This window comes from Rossellomorea sp. ABR4_012, from assembly GCF_056159545.1.
The window spans coordinates 24,862-49,069 of sequence record NZ_JBSWVK010000001.1 but is presented as its reverse complement, the minus strand read 5'-3'; the positions used below and the strand labels follow the sequence as shown (position 1 = coordinate 49,069).

Here is a 24,208-nt window from a genome sequence, read left to right as displayed (position 1 = left end):
TCCCCTTTAATAACTAAATTTCAGGAGTTTTTAATGACTACTTTTACTATTGATGTAGAAATAAGGATTGGTAAAGAAAATGCTTCAGTTTTTAATACTTGGATCCCACCAGTACATACAAACGATATTGAGTTAGATCGGTATGGATCTTTATGGGGTGAAAATGAGGTATTATTTTTAGGTGCTCACTATGATATATATAGTTCGAGTAGTTTCACATCTCTCGGTAATAGAATAGGAGCAACAACTCATTCTGTACCTACAAGTTATACCATCTCAAATGCTAAGTCACCGGGGGGATCAGTGTCTGGTAATTTTGGGGAGGTATTAACAATTCTGGCATTGGAAAGTAAAATAACACCTCGTCCGTTAAGAGTATGCCACCTTTCCTCTGTTTTAAGTGGAGTAGGTGCCATAAAATGCCCAGATTTAATCTTAGAATCATCCCCCTTAAGTTGCGATTATTTGGCATTTAGAACAACTAATCCTACCGCACCTTCTTTCTTACCGGATATAATACCTGGTGAATGTAAAAACAATGCATACTTAAAAGCATTAAGGCAACTAGCTCAGTATTGGATTGAAATATCGAGTGCAAGTCCAATTTTTGGATTTGGTTTGATATCCAGTATTAATTATCGTACAAATCAAGTTATTAAATTTAATTTACTAGTACCTGAGGATAAGCCAGCTTTAATTTCTCTGTTAGGGAGTAAACCGGTAGATGAACTAAAACAGAAGGATTTTAGGGGGATATTATTTGGATTCTAAGAGTAGTTCCATTGCTAACGAAGTAATTAGACATTACAAAGAAGGGCAAATTTTATCTTGGATTGGAGATGAAGAAACCGCAATAAAAGAATTTGACAAATCAGTAAGAGCTGTAAATCATCTCGAAAAACTAAATCCTGAGTATGCTATGATGTTTCTTTCTTTAAAGAAATTAGCGGCAATAACTCCTTTGAAAAAAGATTCAAGGACAAACGAAGCTGAAAGAGAAAGAATGCAATTAATTAGAAAAAAAGAAAACATACCTTTTGAGAAAAAGGTGAAGTTAACATATTCTCTTACAGTTATAGGAGAAAATAGATTGGAACTTCGGGCTAGAATTTATCTTCCTTGGAGTAAATTAGTTGACTTAGCCAGAAAAAAGGGGGAAATTAACCGAAAAGAAACAGTTAATGACAGAAGTTGGGCATGGATTAGTGTCAATAATGAATGGAGTTATACTGCCTCGTTTTTGCTAACCTTTTCAGATGGAACTGTATTTGCAAGTATTACTACACATAGTTATCTTCAACATGACCAAGTAAAGGATCTAGGTGAAAAAATATTAGAAGCCCTACACCAAAAAATAAATGACTAGAACCTGGATTTACATAATCGACAATTTAATGACTTAGTGGAATTTATAATTGTTTTTTTATTAACCTCAGAAAACTTTAACTAACCTTTTTTACAATACCCTTAAATTTTTTTTGCTAACGCAATCCAGTAAAAAACGTTTAATTCCTGTTAAAGATGTTACAGCCGAAAATTAGAAAAACCTTGATATACCACACTCTAAGCATACCAGGTTAAAGATAATACATACCCTCACCTTAGGGACGGCATGACGTGATAACCGCTCAAGCCCTTGATACATAAGGTCTATGTGTGGATTTTCTCGCAAAAATGCTAACATATATAAAAGAGGCTACTCATTAGTTGATTAAACTTTTGGGGGCTTCTTTTTTAATTTCTTGGGTGGCTTGAAGATTCATATTTTGGTTATTCGATACCCTATCGCCATCAGGACAGTGTCTAGATTATTGCCGATTGCAGGACTAAACCAAGAATTAGCACTACACTCTTTATCCCATCTATGAATCTTACCTCAAAAAAATTCCAATTATTCGCCAAATTTTGCGTTTAAAGATGTATAATATGAATATATTTTCCTACATCATGGGAGGAGTCACACAATGAATCTCTATTATAATGCTCTTTTTGAAGATTCCAGAATAGCTGCTAATATGACAAATGCCGTGTCCGATAATTTAAGTAAATTTGAGAGATACTTAAACTTAGCAATAAATGCTTTAAGGGATAAGAAACATTTGAAGGCGAAATGGGACAGGGTTGATGACCCCACTGTCTTGAACTTCAAACCACTTTCATATGAACTGACTGTCCAAAAGTCCAGTTCCATTGAGGTCTTTATAGAAGAAAGATTCTTGGAACTTAATGTCAGTAATTCCGTCCTTTTTGACCCTTCGCAAGGAATTCGGCTTGATCAGAATTGGAATCCTCTATTGCCGGAGCAATTTACCTTTCATTCAATTTCAAATCATAGGCATGTAATCAGTTTAGGTGATTGGGGGTTGTATAAAGGGGAGAAGCAGGCTTCCACGATTGATGGAAGCAGTGCCGAAATATCACCCTTTCACTTTGAAAGCATTCATCAGGAAGGCAGGGAAATACCAATCCTGGACAAACAGTATGATCATTCCCGAAACTGTTACATATTGACGTTGTCAGGGGGAATCGATGAAGAATCTGAGATTTTTCTAAACGGCCTTCATGTGGACGTGAATGATTGGTATACCCTCAATTCTCAAGGTACCGATTATACGGATGAAAGAGGCAATCCCCTTCCTGTCAAGACCATCCAGGGGAACACTTTGTATATTGATTCTACATATCCAATCCCTTCTGCGGTTTATCAGGGTAAAAAGCAGATTCCGTTCAAGGTGAAGGAAGTACCTGTTCCAAGAAGAATAGATTTCGGCCACGAGGAAATCACAGTAGAGAAAGAGGCGGATTTTTATATTACCCTTGCGAAAGTGGATTTCATTGGGGAAGGGTATGAATACTTCCATCCCACCCTTAATATCCCCCTCTTTTTGATAGAGCTTAGCAGTAAGCAGAAGCAACGCAGTCGAAAGGGGCAGATTGCAATTCGGTTGAGGGAAGATGATGAAGAAGAGGACTTCTTCTCAAAGTCTGCGATTGATTACTTCTTTGAACAGGAAACAAGGGAGCTTGAGGGTATTATTGATGGAAAGAGGGTCGAATTGCAAGTGGCAGGAAGTAATGAGGATGAGCGCATCCTCTTCCTTAAAGGGCCATATAACGGACCGCCTCTTGAATATGAAGATATTCCTGAAGTTTTATCCATCAAGATCAGTACCCGGCAGTTGAAGATGCAAAGGGATGCCTTGACTCGGTTGAAGAATACTCCTTTGTTGGAGCATAAATCACTTATCAAGCTTTCCCAAAAGAAAGAAATGAGCAATGTGTGGACCTCTAATCCTGTAGAAGAGCTATATGATTGGAATGTTCTCATCGAATCGGAAAGGGAAGGTGTCCGGTCGCAAAGGGATTTTGTCCAAAAAGCCCTTTCAACACCAGATTTCGCATTACTAGAAGGTCCACCTGGTTCTGGAAAGACAACGACGATTCTCGAATTGATCCTTCAGCTGATCAAAAGGGGAAAACGGATCCTTCTATGCGGTTCTACTCATGTAGCGATAGATAATGTACTTGAAAGATTAAAAGACAGGGAGCTAATGGAAGGCATCTTTCCGATGCGTATCGGTAACGTTGAATCTGTCAGTGAGAAGGTAAGGGAATTCTGCTGGAATTCTTACCAAGACCATAAGTTTGGAAATGTAATGATGGAGGCGGCCAACCTGGTTTGCGGAACAACCATTGGAATCCTCGGCAAGAATAGTCCGCTATTTCAAATAGAAGATAATGAACCACCTGTTCCGATATTTGATTATTTGATCATAGATGAATCAAGTAAAACGACTTTCCAAGAGTTCCTGATTCCTGCTCTTTTTGCGAAAAAATGGATATTAGTAGGGGATATCAAACAACTCCCACCCTTCAATGACAGGGATCAAATCCACGCTGGCATCGATGACGATTTGAAACTGAAGCCCCCTTTAAAAAGGGCCTCACTCTTGCTATATCAATACCTTCATAATCACAAAGTGAAGATGCCGGTATGTATTGTAGAGCCGGAGGAAGTCATGAAAGAGATAGGAAGTGAGCTTTCCGCAACCAATCAGGCTGATATCAAAAAGAAGGTCGTGCTTGTGGATGAAGAGCCTTCAGTGGATTCAGTAACCTTTGTTTCGATTCCCATTTCTGAAATCCGAAACAGGCATCCGAAGATTTGGGCGCTGAATGGCGCTGATGTGCTGTTCATAAGCGAGAAGGTGTTCAGGGAAGTACAGCCTTATATTCCCGCTCACATGGTCGTCCTTAAGGAAGGATGGGAGGGCTCTTCCCACCACTACCAGGTTAATGCCTTTTATGGGGATCACCCAAAGGAGCTTCATCAGGCCCTTAAATTCACTTGGAAGAAAGATAGGAATCGCGAACTGCTCCCAATCGATTTTCTATACGAGCAGCAGAAGTTTCTGAAGGAAAAGAACTGGTCGTCTGAATATGGGTGGAGAATGGTGAGAATCTTCGAACTAGAAAACGTTGAAAATTCAAGGACAAGAGAGAATTATAAGAAGCACCTTGAACTCCTTGCTCCAAAAACGGCTTCTGAATGGGCCAAGAGAGAAATCACTAACGTCGGTGATGTAGCACTGCCTTCCATTCTGCAGGCCCTTCAGGAGGGTGTCGGGAAGAATCGGGAACGCTCACTCGCTACCACACTGAACTCCGGTTTTAACGAGGAGGAAAAGAAATCCCGCTTTGTAACACTGGACTATCAGCATCGGATGCATCCCGAGATTTCAAAATTCCCAAGAAGGCAATTCTATAATGATCTTTCTCTATTGAATTCCGCCTATACACAAAAAAACAGGGAATGGTCCTATCCGCGCTATCAGAGCAGAAATATCTGGCTCGACGTTCAAGGCTGGATGAAAAGGTCCAGTAATGAAGCGGAGGCAACTGCAATCATTCGTGAAATTAAGAATTTTGTGAAGTGGGCAGCTCTTAACCCAAATGAAGATCATGAAAAAGGGCGCTGGGAGATTGCGTGCCTCTCATTTTATAACGGGCAGCGGAAACTAATGGCAGATAAACTGAAAGAGCTGACGGGACAGAAAGGCAATATTGCCAACTTCTCGATTGAAAATGTTGATATTAAAAACTACACGGTCGACAAATTCCAGGGCCAGGAAGCAGATATTACCTTCCTATCCATGGTCAGGACAGACAGGGGAATGGGGTTTATGGATAATCCAAACCGTTTGAATGTAGGAATCACGAGGGCTAGGTTCCAGCGTGTCATAGTCGGAAAGTATCACTATTTTCTGAAAAATAATCAATCTGAACAGTTAGAGCTTCTTGCAAGAGAAGCCGTCTACATGAAAAACAACTAGGAGAGTGGATAGACAATGAGAGTGACTCTTCAACGAAAAGGACAAATTAAATCATTTGAAGCAGTCTTGACAATTGAAAGAATGACCCCGGAACGAAGAGATTTAGTTGAAATCCTGCAGTTCATACATGAGAACGGAGGTGTGGCCACAGAAGACCTCCTCGAGCATGCAATCGGAGCGGAAGTGCCTGCTACGGTGATTAAGGGTATTATCAATCATTTAAAATCCATAGGATTACTAACCCTGAACGGCGTTCTATCCTTGAAAGGGAAGAAAGTAGTTGAATCAGGTACAGTTCCTGTTGATGAGAGAGGACAATTTCAAGTTTATTACCTCCAGGATGAATTTCTTGAAAATTATCTGCTCCATTATGAGCGGACAGGAAAAGGAAAGAGATCTGGCATAGTTTCCCCTTTAAAGGGTGACTTATTTACAGGGAAGTCCTGCAAATCGGTTAACACTGGGCATGAATTTAAGGTGAAGAGTTTCGATGGCCGTACTCCTTCTGGCTTTCTTTCTGAAGATAGCGGAATATATGAAATCACCTGGAGTATTGATAGCAACAGAGAGAACTCTTCCATCTTCTATGTTTCAGGAGAGTTGAAGATTCCCGCTTCTTCCCCTGTCAATTTCCGTCAGCATGAAGTAGAGGAAGTCCGTGACATCGATGCTAAAAAGCTACTTTACATGATCATCGATAAATGCAAACCATCTAACATGCACTGGAATGGTGTGACAGAGTGCCTTGAAGTCCCGTTTAATGAACTCAATGAAGGTCAATACGAAAGCATGAAAATGTCCTTGAAGATTCCTCAATTCAGAAGAGAAGGACTGGGAACCTTTGAAGCAACAGAGATTCATAACATTCCAATCGGTCCCAAAAATGCTGAAGATGCAAAGAAATGGATCAGAGTCCTTATCAAGAAGTTTACTGAAGAAGGGTATAAAAATCATCAAGAGCTGATGAATTACCTGGCGGAACTAAAAGAATATAAAGCCTTTCTTCATTATCAGTATATTATTGATACCATGACTATGGAGGAATTCGCCGAAGAATTGCTTGCAAACTCAGATTTCGAATCTTACTGGAATCTGCAGGCTCCGATGGATTTATTCATGGATGTGGAAGACCGTTTTGTCGTTCATAATCGGAGGATTAACATTGCACCTGGCAAAAGATTGTCAATGATGGAAATAGTCCAAGAAGTAGTCGGGAATGACACTCCTGAAATACTTGTCTTTTCATCGAAGTATGTCAAAAATCCAGCTCAAATCAAGAAGTTTCATGTATTTGTGGAATGCTTCAAAGCTAAAGGAGTCAAGCAAATCCTGCTTGTTTCTAAGAGTCCTGTCGATCTGTCTGACAAAGATGTGTCAATTGAGTTATATGACGATGTATATCCTGGAATCCAGCCGCACGACCGCTATTTCGCTTACAAATCAAATGGTGTCTGGCACCGTTTCAAGATGACTGCCGAGCTCGACCAGTGCCGTTATGAGAATTGGCGGACCGCAGGGGAACATACAAGAGGGACATGGCAGGACATCAGCTTCATCGAAATCCTGCCGGAAGTATTCCCGCAAGGATTGAACGAAAGATTAAATTTTGTTGAAGAGGTGCACTACTTATGATGAACAACACAGTACCTGTGAAACATTGCGAAGAGAAAGTATCCAACCTTGAGTCGGTTTTAACTAATGTATGGCTAAAATCTCTTGATTCTGAGCCTGCCTCTCAATATCAGTCTATTAAGAGCCTTGTTTTGAATCAAATGCGGGAAGCGAAAGAGCTTGTCTGCATCAGCAGCAACGACAGGCTTCCAAAGGAAATCCTTCAGGAGATTCCCAAACTCTCACAAAAAGGAGTTAGGGTCTATCTCCTTTTGAATGCCTACGAAGACATTTATAATGAATTCATTCATAATAAAGCCGTTGTCAGGGTTGACGCGGAAGTGGCCGGTCTTATGGTATTGGTTGATCCAAAAGCCGATCTCGAAACGAAAAGTGGCAATTTGTTCGGATACAATGGATTGAGTATAGATAGCGGACTGGATTACTCAGCAGTAATGAATGGGTCACAAATTAAGGAAGCCTTTCACTATTTCATTTATAATTTCTGGAAAGCATCAGAGGAATACAGGGGTAAAGGCGGACCATCAAGGGCCGGACTGCGCGCTCCTTTTGATACTTATCCCTTGATTGAACCAGACACCTTTTTCTTCAATGACTGGGAGAAACGTTATCTGTCTCAGGAAGTGGAAGAATTGATTATTGAAGCGGAATCTTCTATTCATATAGCTTTATCGAGCTATAAAGAATATAAAGAGCTCTTCCAGCTGATCGCCAAGAAGTCGGATATGGGTGTGAAGGTTTCTTTTTACACTGATTTAAAGGAAGATCACCTATTCATTCAGAACTTGTCCGAATACGACAATATAAAAATATTTTCAATGGAAAACCTGAACAACTTCTTTGTGATGATAGATGAAAGGAAAGGCCTGCTGCTTAGCGGCTCTATCCATGACACCCATGAAATTAGCATATCTTTAAGCCCTGCAGAGACACAAAATCTTATTCAGCGTCTTCTGGATAACAGAGGAAAGCTTTGGGAGTATGAGGCCGTCACCACTCTCGGTTCCCTCGAATCTGACAGAGTCATTTTCGAACACTTCAATAAAAAAATGGAGGAGAAAAAAATCCAGGAGTCCATGGTCGTGGATTATGATGAAATAATTGTTGATCGCCTCAGGGACTATTTTGAAACATCTGTGAAACCGGCCTTTACTACTGAACAGCAACTTGCCAGAACTGTCATCCACCGCTGGAAGATCGTTCCCAAAGTATTGGATTCAAAGGCAAAAGTAGATACCCTTTATGACCAGTGGGAAAAGGAAACGACAAAACTTAAGACCCACGTAGAAAAGGTCCTTGAATATGCCAATACGGTCAGCGAAGAGAGAAAGAATATCCTTACCTCCCTTCTCGGCAGGTTTTTTCAGAGAGATAACCGTAAGGATTCCGACCATGTGAAAAAAGAGCTGGAAGCAGCCCTCACTGCAATGAATCTTGAGGTATTTGAATGGAGTGAAGCAGAACGTTTGCTCGGAACTATCGACTCCTATACCTCTGAATTGCTTGAAGAACAGCTTGAACTCCATGAAAAGCAGGAATACCATAACAATAAGGAAGAATGGCAGTCCGAAAAAGAACGACTGGAAAAAGAGCAGGAGCAGTTAGGTTATGCTATATCTCAAGCACAAGAGAAATTAAGTGAGTTAACAAGCCAAATGGAGCAGGTCTCCCCGGAAGCAGAGGCCAAGATAGAGGAACTCGATACTGAAATCGAAAGTCTTCACATCCAGCAGAAGGAAATGGAGACTGAGCAAGGAGACGTAATAATGAAAGCTGCTTCTGAAAAGAAGATCCTTGATCTCTGCTCGTACTTAAATGAAAAAATTAATTCCTTCTCCAGCTTGAAAAAGAGTCTGAGAAAGAAAAACGTCTATTTTGAAAAAACCATCAAACCATACTTAGTAAGTCAGCTTGAAGAAGTAGGCCAAATCTCCGTTTTCGAGGAAATCATGAGTAAAAGTAAGATCAATGAATCCAAGGAAAATATGAAGTATGTCATGAAGGAATTGGCGACTCATTCTGGACTGAGAGCCGATCTGTCGGAGGCACAACAGGAAACCTTCAAGCAATATGAAGAAATTTCAGTGGAAATCGATGATCTTTCAAATGAGAAAGAAACAGTTCTCAAGGAAAGTCAGCAAGGTAACACTGAGTTGAAGTCACTCTTTAATGAAAAGGAAAAAGAATTGAAGAAGCTAGAGAGTGAGTGGAAATCCCAAGAAGATAAATTAGAAAAACTGGGACGGGAATTCAGCTATATTCCAAAGCAAAAAGACCTCAAATTGCCGTTTTCGTCCATTACCTTCAAATTGCCTGAAGAAAAACTGCCGCTTACTGGAACCTTGTACCGCTCCGGAAAAAACCGGCAGTTGGCGATAAAAGAAGAAAAAGAACTGGATCTCGCCGAATTCGAAGCGGAAAGGTTCAAAGCTGAATTAGTACTTGAAATATAAGAGGCCTGGACAAAGCCCTGTAAAAATGAAAAAATCGCAGGAAAACAAGCAGTAATACCTTGATTCCCTGCGGTTTTTAATTTTTGTGATTTCACTTACAACTTATGTCCCAGCCTCTTTGAAATTGCATTTTTCCTGTTTGAAGATCATGCTCCTTCCCCGCTATTCTATTAGAGTTTTGTATTCTCCAGTTGGGCCAGAGAGCTCACAGAAGGTATGCTGATCGGGATAATGTGCTTTCTCGCTTTCTTTCATGCGCTGTAGGTACTTTTGACACTGAAGGCGACTTTCAAGAATAGCATGGCTCCTGCTACGATGTTTACTCCGGGAATAGAAAGGGCAGCAATAATAATAGCAAGCTTGGACACTTTTGCTCCACAGTAAATGGTCATTAGCTGGAAGTATGTTTTTTTAGTGATTTGTTTATTTATATACCTCTTTGTCAGGGAAGAGGCAATAAGGGCTATAGACCATGCAGAGAGAGCAGGAAGGTAATCCCACAATGACTGGTCTTCAAGCAGATGGTCCACGACCTGTTCAACATCGGAGGTCAACTCCTTATTGCTAATTCCGGATGAAGAAGTGCTCATTTTTTCAGCAAGCTCTTCTGTCAGTATGACCTGATCACTTCCTACTTCTTCAATTGCAATGTTCGCATATGCCTCTGAGTCTGTGGCTTTCATTTGGAAGCTCTCAGAATTTCCGTCCAGGTCATAAACTACGATATCATAGTCTTCATGATTCGTATCCTCAAACATATAAGCATAGATGGCATCTCCGTCATCATTTTCTGTTTCTACATAATAGACTTCATGGGCAATTCCTTTAATGTTTGAAATCAGTCCAGGCAGCTGCTCTTCTTCTAGGGATTGCACATATGTATGCAATTCATTGACATCCGCTTCTTGTAAATCATTGTTACTCCGTTTCAAGGCCTCTATGATATAGCCGTGCTCTTCTATATCTATTTGAGAGCCTTGTGAGTAAAAGTGGCCGAGGGCGGTGGCGATTCCAATTTCATCCCAATTCTTCTTAATGATTCTTTTAACTTTATCCATTCATACTCTCCATTTTGTTTTTTACATCGTCTCTGTTGATTTTTATTCCTTCCCTTTTTCCAGACTTGAAGGCATTAATTAATGCTTCCTTGCTTGGTTCTCTCCCTTTCGCCTTCTCACGGAAGTACAGGTCCATTGCTTTTCCCATTCCAAATGTAAGGCCTGCAACCAGTGGTATTGACATAAGACCTCCTAAGCCGGGGAGTCCTAATTTATAGAGACCGATGGCTGTCTGCTGAGCAGCAAAACCTCCTCCAACTACACCACCTAAGTATTTCACTACATCTGTTACACCGCTTTCCTTCAAGTTGATGCCTCTGATTTTTGCAATTTTATGTCCCATAAATGCCTGAATAGGTGTAAGAATGAAAATATCGGCAAAAGGGATCGGCTGAATGGCGACAGCCGCACAAATCAGTGAAGTGGTACCAATAATTTTGTTTATCTTTTCATCTGGTGTAAGTGCTTCGTTATTTTCTATTTCAAAAAACTCTTTGGAAAGCTGTGATTTATACTTTTTAAATAGACTTTGATGCTCTTGTGTCTTCATTGACAGAATTACCTCCTTATGGGTATTTGTACCTCTATTGTAAATCAATTTTAGATTAAATGGAGATATTTTCTTATAAAGGAATTGAAACGAAAATATTGGGTTAGAAATTCAAAAAGGAACAGTGAATCAGCAAAAAACCAAAATGGTTCTGAAGTCCAAAATTCCTGACCAGTATGCTAACATTTTGCTAACGCAATCCAGTGAAAAACAGTAATCTCCCGTTAAAGATGTTACAGTAAGAATTTAACAAAATCTTTATATACCGCACTTTTCGTACTCAGAGTATAAGATATTACACCCTCTCACCTTAGGGGCGGAATGATGTAATCTGCCTCTCAACCCTTGATATAAAAGAATTTGTTGGTAAGGTGGGAGTGGTTTGCTAACAGTTTGCTAACATTGAGGATATTAACGGAGGCTTCTCATGAGTTCTTTGAACTTTTGGGAAGCTTCTTTTTTATCTTTTATTGCAAAAAGAAATGGAGTGAGTATGAGACATAAGTTATGAATGATTATCAATTAAATGAACAAAGTATATTATTTTATATTGAGATGAGAAAGTCGCCATATGGGAAATCTAGTGGATATTATTAACTCCTTAAAGATTTGGATTCGGATGGATACAAAGAATTTATTTTTGTTTATTTGTCTTTCAGAGAGTGTTTGGAAGAAAGAGAAAAATATGTTTTGGATCTTGTATACAGACTCAGCAGGGAAGTTTTAACACTTAAAGAAATTGGTAATCGGATGGGCATCTCTTCATCCCGGGTTCAACAATTAAGAAATAGAGCTGAACACCGATTAACAAAGGAAATGACAAACTTTTTACACGGATATGATTCGAGTAAAAAGTCAATGTATTCAATAATTAGTGATCAACCAGATGAAGTACTAATTGAACTATTGCAGGGGACAAGACCATGGGAAAAGGTCATTCAACATTTTACTGAGGTCGGAGAATTGAGTTCTATAAGGAGAAAACGGGTTATCCATTTAATTGATCGTGTATGGGAATTAGATATGTTAGATCAGCGTACTAGAATTATGAAAATATTGGTATGAATGAAGAGAATTTGTTTAATATTTGGAGTTCCTAAAGCATTTGGACCATGCAGAAGCAGGGCATTAAATTCTGGTTTTCATACTTCTTGTCATTTCAATTAAAGAAATACTTTACATTATAGTTAGCCTCTCAAGAGTTCTATGAACTTTTGAGAGGCTTTTTCTTGCATGGTATTTATCATTTTTTAGTACCTATTATCAAGAGGGATAATTTGTCCTCTAATTTCTCCACCAGGGTTTTGCTCTGTATGAACGTTTACATACGTAAGCTCTTCTTCCATTAGTTTCAGTAAGTCATTGATGTCATTTACCCCTGCATTATTTTCTACGATATCCTCATTTGTAATAATCCCAGTAACTACTCCACGCCGTGTTGTAATACCATTTTGCTCTTGAAGAGTCATCAAGTCAGCACCAAAAAGGAAAACGAGTACTGGTCCGTTCACATCACGTTCACCAAAGTGAATATGTGCTTGAACGAAATTTTTAATATTTTCGACCTCCAGGTGAAATTTTATTTTTGAGCACTGTTTATAAGAGAAGAATTTAGCCACTCCAAAGGCTCTTGAATTTACTGGAGGAACTTCGTTTCTTCCTTTTAGCTCTGCTACGAATTTTTTCATTAGTCTCACCTCCCAAAATAAACTATTATATTTTATGTACTTTATTAAAGACTTGTATAGATGAAAGAATCAAAAAATCAAACAATAAATTACTTAACATAATCTATGATTTTGTTTAGACGGTTTGAATAGTTAATTCTCTGATTTTTGCATTCATCAATCCCTACTAAAAAGCTACACCCAAAAGTATAAAATGGGAGTAGCTTTTTTATATTAAATATCTCCAAATGGACGATTTCGATTTGTAACTCCAAGTCTTTTACATTAGCTTGAGGTAAAAGGATTGTTTCAAAGTCAAAGTCGTTTAGTTCCATCCCTTTTTACCTTATTAGGTATGGATGGGATGGCTAATGCGCTTGTCCCTAAGGAGGCTAAATCTCCATAATCAACTTAACTATGATTGTCTAACTATAATGTAAAAAAGAAAGGATTCGACCAATCAGGAGATTAAACAAACCCCTATTTTCAAACCCAATGCAATATCAAGGTAATTAAAAATTATGCTGGATCATATTCAGTCATTTGAGCAAGTAATTGCTTTGCATTTCTTAAGTGCAATTCTGCATCGTCTTGCCACAGGATAATAGTTTGTATAAAAGGTTTAAAAGAAATAGGAGCATCGTTTGCCATAATATTCAACCCGTTCCGTACTTCAAGATCTCTCTTTTCGGCATTTTCAATGCAATTAATTAAGGTCTGTGTGAGAGTCGAATTAGTTTCACCGCTATATAATCTTTGAGCAGATCCACTAGCTGTTACACGGTGGTAGGAGGCAGGAACTAGAGCTGTGTGCATTTCTGAATTTCCCTTTAGATCTTCTGTTTCTGGAATATAAAATAACTGTGTGCTCATTGAACAGACCATGCCTTCACTATATAAACTTCTATTCAGTTCCATTAAAACAGGTTGCCATTCTTGATTTTGTCTCAAATAATCACCTTCTTAATAAGAATACGGCCAACGACCTAGAATATGGTATGACAATCAAGTGAATTTGTTACAATCATACATATTTGTGGTGTATACGATGCATAAAGGTGAGCAGGAAAACATTAATAATTTTTTATTTTTCCAAAAAAACCCACTCGAACAGGTTTAGAATAAGAGTTAAAATGGGAAAAAAGCATCAGAAACCAATTTTTGGCTAAACCGTACATAAGAGAGATGATACAAAACGGGAAAGAACCTGGAGGAGAATCTTATGAACCGTAAGAATCCAATTGCTGTCTTGATACTGTGTTTCATGGCCAGTATGCTTTTCCTTTCCGCCTGCAGCAGTTCGGCTGATACTAAAGCCGAAAAAGAAGAGGCGAAAGAAGAAGATAAATATGAGAAGCTCGTAAAAGAGAAAAATAATGAGCTGGAACTCGAACCAATCGAACTGACTTCCTACAGTGAAGAAATTGGTTTGACTTTAAATGAGCCTTCGCATAAGGAATTCGCTGCGAATGGGAAAGTGGTGATTAAAGGGGACATCGAGAAGCATTCCGATTTGAAATCGGACTATGCCTGGATCAAGGTTCGTTCAAAAGAAGAAGGTGTGGCCGGGGATCAGCTTGAGTATTACACCCCGATCGAGGACGGAAAGTTCAAGCAGGCCATTCATTTCTTCAACGGCGAGGGAGAATACAGTGTGAAGGTGCAGCTGCCTAGTAAGGACAGTGAGAACTATTTTTATGATACGGCATCTTTCACTGTCCATAACGTAAATCCTGACAAACAGCGGGATGTGACGTATACTCCTTTTGGCCGCGACGCAGGATTGGAAGTGAGCGTCGATTCCAGCTACACAAAGGAGAATGAGGTGTTTGCGCTTAAAGGGAAAGCAGGCGAGTTACAGGATGGCGACACCATCATGCTGAAGCTAAGGAAGGACAGCGAAACGTGGACTCATGTCATTACGGTTGAGGATGGAATGTTTTCCTACGATGTCCCTTTATTTTATGGAAAAGGGGTTCATGAACTTGAAGTGCTCGTTCCTGATGATGAACGCGAGAATTACTATCAGACGGCAACAAGTCTTCTGATCGATAACGAATCCGATCGCACGATGAGTCCGATCGATTTTTCCAACGCATATATGGAGCGCGGTGTCACATTGGAATCGCCGCAATACGGGGGTGAGGAATCTGATGGTATGTACACGGTAAAAGGGACGATCGATCCGAAAGCGGAGTTCGGACCTGAAACCGATCACATTTATGTGACGACGAAAAAAGGTGAGGATGAGGCACTCGATGTCATTCCGGTGGAGGACTTCACTTTTGATGACGCATTCTATCTCCGGTTCGGTCCTGGTACATACGAGGTGACCTTGAGCGTGCCGGAAATAAAGGAAGAAAACAGTGATTCTTTCAGGTTCTACGGATTTGCCAAGTTCGAAGTGGAGTCGACGGGCGAGGATAAGCGGGATCTTCTGCCTTCAAGGGGTGTGGAGTCCGATGATCCAAAGATTGAAGAATTGGCACAGAAGCTGACTGAAGGAAAGAAGACCGATCGTGATAAGGTGAAGGCCATCTATGATTACACAGCGAAGAATGTCAGTTATGATGTAGATAAGCTGGAAAACTCAGAGTTTGAGTGGGATGACAGCGCGTTAAAGACGCTTGAAGAAAAAACGGGTGTGTGTCAGGACTATGCCTATCTGGCCGTCGCTCTCTTAAGGGCAAGCGATATTGAAGCAAGGTTTGTAGAAGGGATGGCACGCGGCGGATGGTGGCCTCAGCGGCATGCCTGGGTCGAAGCGAAAGTGGACGGCGAGTGGCTCACGATGGATCCGACGTGGGGGTCCGGCTATATCAAGGACGATAAGTTTGTAGCGGATTTCAACGAGAAACATTTCGACCCGGATCCTGTTGAGTTTGAAAAAACACATACTCGTAATGGAGTAGAATATTAGAATCATAGTATAAGAAACAACCAGACTAGTGGAAAAGGCGGTATCTTCTATGCAAACACATCATAAACGAAAAATCATTCTTGATTGCGATCCGGGGCATGATGATGCGATCGCGATCTTACTCGCAGCAGGAAATGAAGCCATCGATCTCATCGGCATTACGACCGTAGCGGGGAATGCAGAATTGGAGAAGACAACGGTCAATGCGTTGAAGGTTTGTGAAATTGCAGGGGTTGTCGATGTCCCAGTCCTGAAAGGGAGCAGTCAGCCCCTGATCCGCAAACGGGAAACAGCGGCTGATATCCACGGGGACTCCGGTATGGACGGTCCTATTTTGCCCGAACCTGTAAAAAAGATAGAAGATGAACATGCCGTGGATTTCATCATCCGAAAATTGATGGAATCCGACGGCGATATCACGCTTGTACCGGTCGGCCCTCTTACCAATATTGCGATGGCGATGAGAAGGGAACCGGCCATCCTGTCCAAGATCCAGGAAATCGTCATCATGGGCGGAGGAACGTTCGGCAACTGGACACCGGCGGCAGAATTCAACATTTATGTAGACGCAGATGCTGCCAAGGTCGTCTTTGAGAGCGGCGTGCCAATCACGATGATGGGGCTGGATTTGACTCATCAGGCCTTGGCGGATGGGGACGTCTGCAGTCGCATCGGGGAAATTGGCAACCCGGCGGCGAATTTCGTCAGTGAATTATTGAGCTTTTTCCGAAAGACTTACTTAGAGTTTTTCGGATTTGAGCATCCACCTGTCCATGATGTTTGCAGCGTGGCTTACTGTATCGATCCAACCGTCGTGGAAACGAAGAAACTGAGAGTGGACATTGAGACAAAAGGGGAACTTACCTATGGTATGACATTGGTGGATCTGCATGGGGTGACCGGCAGGGAGCCGAATGTGAATGTGGCCTTGAAACTCGATCATGAAAAGTTTTGGAACATGCTTGTCGAGACGCTGAAACAATATTAAACAAGGCTGTTCTCAAAAAGATTGTGGCTTTTCGGATATACTGGAGCCTTTAAAAGGATTGTGGTCATGCTCTTTCCGAAATCAAGCTTCAATGAGATAAGGACGAACAATAGAAAATACCCAAGATCCAGTATTTTCTTGCGTAAAAAATCAACAAAGTCTTCGAAAAGAGCCTTAAACAAAAATAAATGCAGCCGGCCTTCAAGGGTTAGCTGCATTTATTTTATTGTTGAGTAAAGAATTTAGGGCTGCCATAGGACCTCGAGGAGATCCCCATCGAACAAATTCGTATCGATATTGCATGCCACGGCATCGATGCCGTACTGCCAGCCGAGGGCAAGCGAGTTGTCAGGCGCTTCAGGGGCGAACTCAGGAGCGTCAGACTGGGTGGTGATACCCACATTTGGTGAAGCCGTCCATATATAGTTTCCTTTTAAAATCTCGCCATTGCTTTCTACCGCTCTATTATATTCTATATAAAGGGCTCTATCGGGATCGAATATTCCATAAATACCAGATTCATATTTCGAAGCAGCTACCGTTTCGTACCAGCCTCTGATGAACTCTGAATCTACTGGATAGGTCGGTTCAATATCTGCGAACAGTGCAACGCCTTCCGGGATCCCCAGTTCATTTGCAGCCTGGATGGCAGCCTTTGCCTGATTCACTCCATTTTCGAAACCGGTCGCATCACTGAAATTATTATAGATCGGAAGGATCGTATCCCCATTGGAATGGATGAGTTCTACCTGTTCAGGGGATAAGCCGACCGAGACCCCATCTCGTGTTTTGATATAGCGTCCGAAGACTTCCGGATCACCGAAATTCTCCCTCACGCACGCATAGAACTGTTCCGTCGTTTCACTGGCAGAATCGATACCCCAGACGATTTCCGGGTTTGGATCCTGATTGCCATCACTTCCGTCGTCATTATCGTCATCTCGGCCGCTGGTTTCGTTTCCGACATCATTTGTCACCTTTACATCCACATTGACTCCAAGATTGTTCAGGACGTTGTTATCCAAGCCATAGCTGCCAGTTCCGTTAAGGTAGTTTTTAAGGGTATTAGACAGCGTCCCTTCTGCTTTTCCTTCAAATTGATTATCTATCGAATTGGTGAAAGTCGATTTTCCACTGCCTTCTGCCTGGTTATCGATCTCATTTTGGATATCATAATCCGTATCACTGGTCATGTCATTAGTAATAGTGGTTTCCACATTGGAATTTCCGTAAATATTATTTTGAACATTTGTATGGATGGTGATCGTGGCGTTAGATTGACCCATTGAAGGATTCATTCCGGAGGATTTTCTTGTTTCATCATTTCCATCCTTAAGAAAATAAATCAGCGTCCCTAAATAAAGGATAATAAAGACCGAGATGATGGTCATGATCGTGTTTTTGCCAAAATTCATATTCTCACCTTTTCAAGTTGATTTCACAAGGGTTGACCCATAATTTGCACTGGAATTCCTGTTATTTTATGAGGGACTGGGTGTTTGTGTGCGGGCCCTTGGCGGAGGATATGATAAAGTAAGAGAAAAAGGAGAGGAATGGGGCACCTATGACGAAGAAGCTATATTACGAAGATGCATACCTAACAACATTCGAGACAACCATCCACCATCAGGGGCAGGAGGAAGACGGCCGCTGGTATGTTGTGTTGGAACAGACGGCGTTCTACCCGACTGGCGGGGGACAGCCGTTTGATATGGGATTCCTTAACGGCATCAAGGTGTTAGATGTAGAAGAGGCTGCCGGGGAAATCCGGCATTATATAGAAAGGCCGTTTGAAGAACTCCCTGAAACGATCGGGGGTGAAATCGAATGGAACAGACGGTTTGATCATATGCAGCAGCATGCAGGCCAGCATATTCTATCCGCAGCTTTTGCAGAAGCGCTTGGATATGAAACGATCAGCTTTCATTTGGGAAAAGAAATCCTGACGATCGATTTGGCGGTTGAAAAGATTTCAAATGAAGATGCCCGTAGAGCAGAAGTATTGGCCAATCACGTTATCCGGGAAGCACGTCCGATCGAAACGAAATGGATGACGGGAGAAGAAGCGACCGCGTATCCGCTCCGAAAAGAGCTGGCTGTTTCCGATGATGTACGTCTGGTCATCATCCCTGACTATGACTACAACGGATGCGGGGGTACGCATCCACGCTCAACATCAGAAGTGGGAGCCATCAAGATACTTGATTGGGAAAAGCATAAAGGGCATATCCGTCTCCAGTTTGTATGCGGGGACCGGGTCCTCGAGCAGCTTCATCAAAAAAATGAAGTGCTAAAGGATCTGACAGCCCTGCTTCAATCGCCTCAGGATAAAATGAAAGACGCAACAGGCCAGCTGATTGAAAAAGGCAAAGTCCTAGAAAAGCAGATAGAAGAATTGAAGTCGGAACTAATGAAGTTTGAAGCGAAAGAGCTTCAAGATAACGCAATGCCGCTTGCAGAAGGCACAGTCTTTATTAAAAGTGCCTATCAAGATCGTCCCATCCAGGAGCTTCAACAACTTGCCCGCCAGATCATAGCAGAAAAAGAAGAGGCGGTTGTTTTTCTTGCAGTCTTGAATGGTGACAAGCTTCAGGTTGTCGGAGCGAAAGGGAAGAAAGCGGACCTAAATTTGAAAGATCTTTCTCCTAAAATCTTCTCCCTGATCAATGGAAAAGGCGGAGGGAAAGAAGACTTTATCCAGGGCGGGGGAGAACCGGTGGTTACACCTTCAGCATTGCTGGAAGAGATAGAAAGATTCCTTAAATAAGAAAGAAAAGCTCCTCGTTAAAAGACGGGGAGCTTTATTTATGGGACAGGGTATTTTATTATCGCACACACCACCCTCACAAATAATTACAATTACCTACTAAATTTAACATTTGTAATAAACCACCTAAAAATTCCCACTATCACAACTTCTTCAACGGTTGATTTCTATCTATCGGAACTTTAGATACAGAACTTAATACCCGATTTCCTCCATTTTTTATCTCTCTATCTGGTCCTAAAATATCAGACATGTTTCGACAATCCCCAACACTCATTGACGTTAGTAACATCCGATGATAATTAATATATAGGAAAAAATCATGAACAAAATATGACAATCAGGTTTTTAAACGTGAAATTGGTGGTAAATAAGAGTTGATTAAATTCCAAAATATTGAAAAGTGATACATTTGTATCATTTATGGGTTGAATTGACATCGAACCTTAAACTGAATCGTACATACAACAAGAGGGAGGAGAGCTGCTTCCAAGGTGCTTAACTGTGTAACATAACAATCTAAAAATCTATTTATCGTATTAATAGAAAGAAAGGAACATCGTGAATGCTTGAATCGAAGAGAAAAGCTATTATTTTTATTGTTTTATCTATTTTGCTAGCTGTAACTGCAGGGTTTCTAGTATTGAAAAAAGTTCAGGCACTTAATACCAATCTTGGGACAAGCGTAAAAATTTTCGTGGCTGATAAAGAGATTGCATCACGGTCACTTATCACTCCAGACAATGTGAAAACCGAGGAAATCCCTAAAAAATTTCTGAAAGACTATCATGTCACGGATGTCGATGATCTAGTCAATAAAGTGTCGGTTGTTCCATTGACAACAGGTGACATGATTACTACAAACATATTAAAACAAGCTTCCTCAGTAGTGGATGAGAACAGTCGACTTATAACGTTAATGCAAAATGAACGTGTTTTCTTTGATGAACCCTTAGAATCCCTTGATCGTGTCGATATCATCGTTTCTCACCGTTTTAATGATAAAGAAGAAACAACGGTTTTTATGAGAGATGTGAAAGTAGCAAGGGTTGCAAAGAAAGATAAAGATTTCAAAGGTGTCCAGCTTGAAGTGTCAATGGAAAAAGCTCCTGAACTGATCCATATGCAAAACTATGCTGACAGCCTTCGAATAATCAAAGCAAATGTCGGTAAACAGGAGATGGCTCAAGAAGGCGAAGCTGAAAAAGCGGATGAAACAAATGCTGAGTCGCAGCCAGAAAAGAAAGAAGAACCAAAACAGGAAGCACAAGAAGCCCAACCGAAAAAAGAAGATTCAAAGAGTGAACAGCAATCAAAACCAACAGAAAAACCAAAACAAGAATAGGCAGTCAGAGAGATAACGGAGGGACCTTATGAGTAAGGAAAATCAGATATTCCTCATTGGAGAAGAGAATGACTTAAGAAAGAGCTTAATTGAATTACTGAATACTTCATATGAAGTGATTTTTATCCAAGAAGATTCCTGGTCTACAGAACTCAGAAAATATGAACCTGGTGTAGTCGTCTTCTATCAGGGAGATCCCAGCACACCGGTAAGTCTAAAGATAAGAGAACTGAGAAAAGAATTTACGGACACAGCTGCAGTGTATGTACATATGGAGCAGGATTTCGAATTGTTAAGGGAAGCCACTCGTGCCGGTGTGGAAGATTTTATTCTTTTACCTGAAGAGGAAGACTCTATAAAAGAAAGAATCAATTTTATTCTTCAACATACACAGACGAAGTCTGAAACAGCTGTTTCTTCAGGAAACTATAAAAGGGGAAAGGGTCAAATTTTTGCCTTTTACAGTGGAAAAGGCGGCTCTGGAAAGACGTTGCTCAGCACTGCTTTTGCCCAGACTCTGAAATTGGAATCTACTGCACAGGTCATTCATATTGACTTTAACTTACAGTATGGCGGGGCTGAAACATACTTAGGAATAGAGAGTAATCGCTCATTAATTGACCTCCTCCCTGTCATAAATGAAATCAATGAGCATCATTTGAAGAATATCTCAGAGACAGAGACACATTCGAAGTTAGAATTACTCGTCAGTCCAAGGGATGCTGAAATGGCTGAAAAAATGGACGAAGATTTCGTCATAAGGCTTTTGAGGGCATGTAAAAGATGTTATGACTTTATCATCATTGATTTACCTTCAGCAATGGATGTAAAGACGTATACTGCCCTGGAAGAGGCAGACCGGGTGTATTATGTCATGACTCTGGATACACCTGCAATAAGGGTCCTCAAACATGTAGAAGATCTACTCAAGCGGTTGGGGCCGCAAACACTTGAACAAATGGAGCTTGTGGTGAATTTTACAGGCCGGGAAAACGAATTAACGAAAAAAGACATTGAGAGATTCGTTGATCTGCCTGTAACTGCTGAAATCCGAAGGGATATTAAAGGTGTACAAGCAGCCATTAATCAGGGGCAGCCGCTAAGAAAAGAAGTAAAAGAGAAGAAATTGACTGCACCTGCAAAAGACATACAAAAGTGGGTTACTTCTATGCTGAAATAGAAAACAGATTAGTGAGAAGGAGGTGGAATCATGTCACTCTTTCAAAGGAACCAAGTTAAAAAGCCAGATAAGGATTACAGTAACGAAGATAGAAAAACGTCCTCATCCAACCCCTATATTGATGAACTGGTTGAACATTATAAAGCCAGATTGCTGACTGAGACGAATCTTGAAGAGTTGACCAGTTTACAATCTGGGGAACGCCGCCTTTCTATTGAACGAGTAGTCAACCAATTCATGGCTGAGGAAAAAGTGGTCATACCGAGCCATGAAAAAGAATCAATGCTAACGAGATTAATAGACGAAAGTGTTGGTTTTGGACCTTTAGAAGGACTGTTAAAGGATGAAACGATCACAGAGATTCTGGTAAATGGACCTTCAGAGGTTTTTATAGAGAAGAACGGTAAACTGCAAAAATCGGATGTGACATTCAAAAATGAGGAGCATGTTCGCCATATCATTGATCGTGTAGTTGCTCCGTTAGGAAGACGTATTGATGAAAGTTCACCCATGGTGGATGCCAGGTTGCCAGATGGAAGCCGTGTTAATGCCGTCATCCCTCCAATAAGTTTAAATGGGACACTTATTTCAATCAGGAAATTTAAGAAGACTCCATTTGAAATGGAGGACCTGATGAACTACAACACTTTCACAAATGAGATGGCTTTTTTCCTTGAATCAATTGTCAGGGCAAAAATGAATATTCTTGTATCCGGAGGAACGGGGAGCGGTAAAACGACTCTCTTGAATGCGATGGCAAAATCTATCCCTATTAAAGAGCGGGTCATAACCATAGAAGACTCTGCAGAATTAAGATTGAACCGTGCAAGTGTGGTTGGGATGGAAGCGCGTCCTGCAAATGTAGAAGGTACGGGGGAAGTATCGATTCGCCAATTGGTGAAAAACGCACTTCGTATGCGTCCCGACCGAATCATTGTCGGTGAGGTGAGGGGATCGGAAGCCTTTGATATGCTGCAGGCAATGAACACCGGGCATGAGGGATCCATTACAACAGTTCATGCCAATTCACCTTCAGATGCGATAAGCCGTGTAGAAGGAATGGTTGTAATGGCTGGAATGGACCTCCCGATTCATATTATCCGCGAATATATCGTGGGAGCGTTGGACTTTATAGTACAGGCCGAACGTTTATCAGATGGGACCAGGAAAATCATGAATATTTCAGAAGTATTTGTTAACGATCATAACCAGATTGAAGTTCAGGATATTTTCACTTACGAACGAACTGGTCTCGGTAAGAACGGTGAAGTGATCGGACAATTCACACCAACCGGCATAGTGCCGCGTTGCCTGCACCGACTAAAAATACATGGAATAGAAATGGGCGATACACTATTCCAAAGAGGAGAGGATGTGGACCATGCAGCTATTGATAGCCTCCGCACTCTATAGCTTAGGTGTTCTTTTCCTTCTTTGGGGTCTGTACTTTCTTTTGGGATATCGAAATCAAAAAAGGGAATGGAAGCAAAAGGTTAATGAGTGGTATCCAGAGCAAAAGAGAAAAAGTTCACTTAGTGTCATGGGAGATCGGTTTGATAATTCCGAAGCGGCACAGTCACTTGCACTAAAACTTCAAGGTTCTAATATTGCCCTTCTTCCATCGGAATATATCGGTGTTCACATTTTGGGATCGTTAGTACTATTTGTACTCCTGTTCAATATTTTTAAGCTACCAGGAAATATCACACTCATATTGATCCCTGCCATTCTGTTTGTTTCTCATTATCTATTATTCTATTTGCGGAAGAATAAATATGAGCAGGGGTTCAATAGTCAGCTTGCAGATATATGCCGGCTGTTGGGGAATGGGGCAAGATCCGGCCTTACGATAAACCAGGGTATCGAAATGGTGGCAAGAGAGGTAGGGGCACCTGCAGGGGAGGAGTTCAAAAGGATTTCGAATGAGCTAAAGCTGGGGGTTCCGCTTGAAACGGCACTCAGGTCCATGCAAAAGAGGAACAAGTCCAGGGATTTCCAGCTATTTATCGCAACCATACTGATTCAAAAGAAAACAGGGGGGAACCTGGCAGCAACCCTTGAATCTATGTCCAATACCCTGGAAGATCGGAAAATATTAAATCAAACGATTAAGACAATGACTTCGGAGCAGAGGTACATTTCCATCATTGTCCCTGCAATGCCAATCTTTATCGTGCTTATGATGAACAACATCATAGAAGGATTTACTGATTCACTAAAAACTGTTCCCGGGATGATAATCCTTGCCCTGTTTCTTTCGGGGATCGTCCTCTCGTTCTTTCTAATCAGAAAAATAACGAATATAAAGGTGTAGC

General features: G+C 40.9%; 18 protein-coding genes. 13 read left to right on the top strand and 5 right to left on the bottom strand.

Going from position 1 to position 24,208, the window contains the following annotated elements:
* Nucleotides 1–33 precede the first annotated feature (33 nt).
* The 5 genes from ACXAFV_RS00200 to ACXAFV_RS00180 all read left to right on the top strand — a co-directional run bounded on the left by ACXAFV_RS00200 (nt 34) and on the right by ACXAFV_RS00180 (nt 9,418).
* Entirely contained in the window at nt 34–771 is a 738-nt protein-coding gene (locus tag ACXAFV_RS00200; RefSeq protein WP_475123761.1) for a hypothetical protein, read from the top strand.
* Complete coding sequence (locus ACXAFV_RS00195; protein ID WP_475123760.1) at nt 761–1,366, top strand: hypothetical protein; 606 nt, start codon at nt 761–763, stop codon at nt 1,364–1,366. The genes ACXAFV_RS00200 and ACXAFV_RS00195 overlap by 11 nt, the downstream gene beginning before the upstream one ends.
* A gap of 598 nt (nt 1,367–1,964) precedes the next feature.
* Entirely contained in the window at nt 1,965–5,333 is a 3,369-nt protein-coding gene (locus ACXAFV_RS00190) for an AAA domain-containing protein (RefSeq protein WP_475123759.1), read from the top strand.
* Nucleotides 5,334–5,348: 15 nt separating this feature from the next.
* Nucleotides 5,349–6,965, top strand: coding sequence for a hypothetical protein (locus ACXAFV_RS00185; RefSeq protein WP_475123758.1), 1,617 nt, complete (start codon nt 5,349–5,351; stop codon nt 6,963–6,965).
* Entirely contained in the window at nt 6,962–9,418 is a 2,457-nt protein-coding gene (locus ACXAFV_RS00180; protein WP_475123757.1) for a hypothetical protein, read from the top strand. Before ACXAFV_RS00185 ends, ACXAFV_RS00180 begins: the two co-directional genes overlap by 4 nt.
* A 251-nt stretch (nt 9,419–9,669) precedes the next feature.
* On the opposite strand, the gene ACXAFV_RS00175 is transcribed toward ACXAFV_RS00180, so the two are convergent.
* Nucleotides 9,670–10,476: a hypothetical protein gene (locus ACXAFV_RS00175; RefSeq protein WP_475123756.1), complete on the bottom strand. Its 807-nt coding sequence runs from the start codon at nt 10,474–10,476 to the stop codon at nt 9,670–9,672.
* The gene (locus tag ACXAFV_RS00170) at nt 10,469–11,026 is read right to left on the bottom strand and encodes a hypothetical protein (RefSeq protein ID WP_475123755.1); all 558 of its coding nucleotides are present in this window, start codon (nt 11,024–11,026) and stop codon (nt 10,469–10,471) included. Before ACXAFV_RS00170 ends, ACXAFV_RS00175 begins: the two co-directional genes overlap by 8 nt.
* 666 nt (nt 11,027–11,692) lie before the next feature.
* On the opposite strand from ACXAFV_RS00170, the gene ACXAFV_RS00165 reads away from it, so the two are divergent.
* Complete coding sequence (locus ACXAFV_RS00165) at nt 11,693–12,091, top strand: sigma factor-like helix-turn-helix DNA-binding protein (RefSeq protein WP_475123754.1); 399 nt, start codon at nt 11,693–11,695, stop codon at nt 12,089–12,091.
* A gap of 185 nt (nt 12,092–12,276) precedes the next feature.
* Here the strand turns inward: ACXAFV_RS00165 and ACXAFV_RS00160 are convergent, their stop codons facing one another.
* Nucleotides 12,277–12,714: a CHRD domain-containing protein gene (locus ACXAFV_RS00160; RefSeq protein ID WP_475123753.1), complete on the bottom strand. Its 438-nt coding sequence runs from the start codon at nt 12,712–12,714 to the stop codon at nt 12,277–12,279.
* Nucleotides 12,715–13,212: 498 nt separating this feature from the next.
* Nucleotides 13,213–13,644, bottom strand: a complete 432-nt coding sequence (locus tag ACXAFV_RS00155) for a hypothetical protein (RefSeq protein ID WP_475123752.1) — start codon at nt 13,642–13,644, stop codon at nt 13,213–13,215.
* Nucleotides 13,645–13,915: 271 nt separating this feature from the next.
* On the opposite strand from ACXAFV_RS00155, the gene ACXAFV_RS00150 reads away from it, so the two are divergent.
* Nucleotides 13,916–15,613: a transglutaminase domain-containing protein gene (locus tag ACXAFV_RS00150; protein WP_475123751.1), complete on the top strand. Its 1,698-nt coding sequence runs from the start codon at nt 13,916–13,918 to the stop codon at nt 15,611–15,613.
* Between the two features lie 49 nt (nt 15,614–15,662).
* Nucleotides 15,663–16,601: a nucleoside hydrolase gene (locus ACXAFV_RS00145; protein WP_475123750.1), complete on the top strand. Its 939-nt coding sequence runs from the start codon at nt 15,663–15,665 to the stop codon at nt 16,599–16,601.
* A gap of 242 nt (nt 16,602–16,843) precedes the next feature.
* Here ACXAFV_RS00145 and ACXAFV_RS00140 read toward each other — a convergent pair whose 3' ends face one another.
* Nucleotides 16,844–18,016 (bottom strand): glycoside hydrolase domain-containing protein, encoded by a 1,173-nt coding sequence (locus ACXAFV_RS00140; RefSeq protein WP_475123749.1) that lies wholly within the window; start codon nt 18,014–18,016, stop codon nt 16,844–16,846.
* 149 nt (nt 18,017–18,165) lie between these two features.
* On the opposite strand from ACXAFV_RS00140, the gene ACXAFV_RS00135 reads away from it, so the two are divergent.
* The 5 genes from ACXAFV_RS00135 to ACXAFV_RS00115 all read left to right on the top strand — a co-directional run bounded on the left by ACXAFV_RS00135 (nt 18,166) and on the right by ACXAFV_RS00115 (nt 24,207).
* Complete coding sequence (locus ACXAFV_RS00135; RefSeq protein ID WP_475123748.1) at nt 18,166–19,368, top strand: alanyl-tRNA editing protein; 1,203 nt, start codon at nt 18,166–18,168, stop codon at nt 19,366–19,368.
* A gap of 565 nt (nt 19,369–19,933) precedes the next feature.
* The gene (cpaB, locus tag ACXAFV_RS00130; protein WP_475123747.1) at nt 19,934–20,713 is read left to right on the top strand and encodes a Flp pilus assembly protein CpaB; all 780 of its coding nucleotides are present in this window, start codon (nt 19,934–19,936) and stop codon (nt 20,711–20,713) included.
* 28 nt (nt 20,714–20,741) lie between these two features.
* Entirely contained in the window at nt 20,742–21,893 is a 1,152-nt protein-coding gene (locus ACXAFV_RS00125; protein ID WP_475123746.1) for a CpaE/TadZ family protein, read from the top strand.
* Nucleotides 21,894–21,923: 30 nt separating this feature from the next.
* Entirely contained in the window at nt 21,924–23,306 is a 1,383-nt protein-coding gene (locus ACXAFV_RS00120; protein WP_475123745.1) for a CpaF family protein, read from the top strand.
* On the top strand, nt 23,275–24,207 hold the full coding sequence (locus tag ACXAFV_RS00115) for a type II secretion system F family protein (protein WP_475123744.1): 933 nt from the start codon (nt 23,275–23,277) through the stop codon (nt 24,205–24,207). Before ACXAFV_RS00120 ends, ACXAFV_RS00115 begins: the two co-directional genes overlap by 32 nt.
* Nucleotide 24,208: the final 1 nt, after the last annotated feature.

Excerpts from the sequence above, each read along its gene's own strand:
- ACXAFV_RS00200 (WP_475123761.1), top strand. The coding sequence starts at position 34 with ATGACTACTTTTACTATTGATGTAGAAATAAGGATTGGTAAAGAAAAT.
- ACXAFV_RS00190 (WP_475123759.1), top strand. The coding sequence starts at position 1,965 with ATGAATCTCTATTATAATGCTCTTTTTGAAGATTCCAGAATAGCTGCT.
- ACXAFV_RS00185 (WP_475123758.1), top strand. The coding sequence starts at position 5,349 with ATGAGAGTGACTCTTCAACGAAAAGGACAAATTAAATCATTTGAAGCA.
- ACXAFV_RS00180 (WP_475123757.1), top strand. The coding sequence starts at position 6,962 with ATGATGAACAACACAGTACCTGTGAAACATTGCGAAGAGAAAGTATCC.
- ACXAFV_RS00175 (WP_475123756.1), bottom strand. The coding sequence starts at position 10,476 with ATGGATAAAGTTAAAAGAATCATTAAGAAGAATTGGGATGAAATTGGA.
- ACXAFV_RS00170 (WP_475123755.1), bottom strand. The coding sequence starts at position 11,026 with ATGAAGACACAAGAGCATCAAAGTCTATTTAAAAAGTATAAATCACAG.
- ACXAFV_RS00160 (WP_475123753.1), bottom strand. The coding sequence starts at position 12,714 with ATGAAAAAATTCGTAGCAGAGCTAAAAGGAAGAAACGAAGTTCCTCCA.
- ACXAFV_RS00150 (WP_475123751.1), top strand. The coding sequence starts at position 13,916 with ATGAACCGTAAGAATCCAATTGCTGTCTTGATACTGTGTTTCATGGCC.
- ACXAFV_RS00145 (WP_475123750.1), top strand. The coding sequence starts at position 15,663 with ATGCAAACACATCATAAACGAAAAATCATTCTTGATTGCGATCCGGGG.
- ACXAFV_RS00140 (WP_475123749.1), bottom strand. The coding sequence starts at position 18,016 with ATGAATTTTGGCAAAAACACGATCATGACCATCATCTCGGTCTTTATT.
- ACXAFV_RS00135 (WP_475123748.1), top strand. The coding sequence starts at position 18,166 with ATGACGAAGAAGCTATATTACGAAGATGCATACCTAACAACATTCGAG.
- cpaB (WP_475123747.1), top strand. The coding sequence starts at position 19,934 with ATGCTTGAATCGAAGAGAAAAGCTATTATTTTTATTGTTTTATCTATT.
- ACXAFV_RS00125 (WP_475123746.1), top strand. The coding sequence starts at position 20,742 with ATGAGTAAGGAAAATCAGATATTCCTCATTGGAGAAGAGAATGACTTA.
- ACXAFV_RS00120 (WP_475123745.1), top strand. The coding sequence starts at position 21,924 with ATGTCACTCTTTCAAAGGAACCAAGTTAAAAAGCCAGATAAGGATTAC.
- ACXAFV_RS00115 (WP_475123744.1), top strand. The coding sequence starts at position 23,275 with ATGCAGCTATTGATAGCCTCCGCACTCTATAGCTTAGGTGTTCTTTTC.